This window comes from Pseudomonas sp. NPDC087814 (assembly GCF_044742865.1).
Classification (GTDB): domain Bacteria; phylum Pseudomonadota; class Gammaproteobacteria; order Pseudomonadales; family Pseudomonadaceae; genus Aquipseudomonas.
Genome location: NZ_JBIUVK010000116.1, coordinates 1 through 1,098 on the forward strand (window position 1 = coordinate 1; position 1,098 = coordinate 1,098).

Annotated in this window: 1 protein-coding gene; it reads right to left on the reverse strand. The window is 62.6% G+C overall.

Annotation, left to right across the window (positions count from 1 at the left end):
• On the reverse strand, nucleotides 1-1,098 hold a 1,098-nt coding region (locus ACIOMR_RS30950), incomplete at both ends, for an amino acid adenylation domain-containing protein (protein ID WP_401198218.1).

A 1,098-nucleotide genomic window follows, 5' to 3' on the forward strand; every position in this document is an offset into this window, starting at 1 on the left:
GTTCAGGCGCGCTTCAATTTCACCCAGTTCGATACGGAAGCCACGGATTTTCACCTGATGGTCAATCCGGCCGATGTACTCGATCACCCCGTCGCTGCGGTATTGCGCCAGGTCACCGGTGCGGTACAACCGCGCACCGCTTTCGCCGAACGGGTCGGGAATAAAACGCAGTGCCGTCAGGTCGCCACGCTTCAGGTAGCCCCGGGCCAGGCCGGCGCGGCCAACATACAGTTCACCGATGCAGCCTTTGGCCACCGGGTTCAGTTCACCGTCGAGCAGGTACCACGACAGGTCGGCTATCGGTTCGCCAATCGGACTGCTGGCGTCCAGCTCGAGATCAGCCACCGACAGCGGACGGTAGGTGACGTGCACCGTGGTTTCGGTGATGCCGTACATGTTGATCAGCTGTGGCGCGCTGTCGCCAAACCGTTCGAACCATGGGCGCAGGCTCTTGACGTCCAGCGCCTCGCCGCCGAATACCACGTAGCGCAGGGCATTGGCCCGGGAGTCGGTACAAGCCACGTGCATCAACTGCTTGAACGCCGACGGCGTCTGGTTGAGCACCGTGACGCCCGCGTCGCACAACAGGTCGAGGAATTCCTGGGGCGAGCGGCTGACGTCGTACGGCACGATCAGCAGTTCGCCACCGTGCAGCAGTGCACCGAAAATTTCCCAGACCGAGAAGTCGAAAGCATAGGAATGAAACAGGCTCCAGACGTCCTGCGGGCCGAAGCCGAACCACGGTTCAGTGGCCACGAACAGACGCAGGATATTGTGGTGCGCGAGCAAGGTGCCTTTGGGATTGCCGGTGGAACCGGAGGTGTAGATCACGTAGGCGAGGTTCGAAGGATCCACGACGACTTGCGGGTCGCTGTCGGCAAAGGCGCTGACGTCGGTATCCAGCAGCAGGGTTTTCACGCCGTCAGGCACCGGCAATTGACCGGTCAGCGACGCCTGGGCCAGCAGCAGCTGGATGCCGCTGTCTTGCATCATGTAGGCCAGGCGGTCCTGCGGGTAGGTTGGGTCGAGCGGCACATAAGCGCCGCCGGCCTTGAGGATCGCCAGCAGGCCGACGATCATCTCGATACCCCGCTCCGC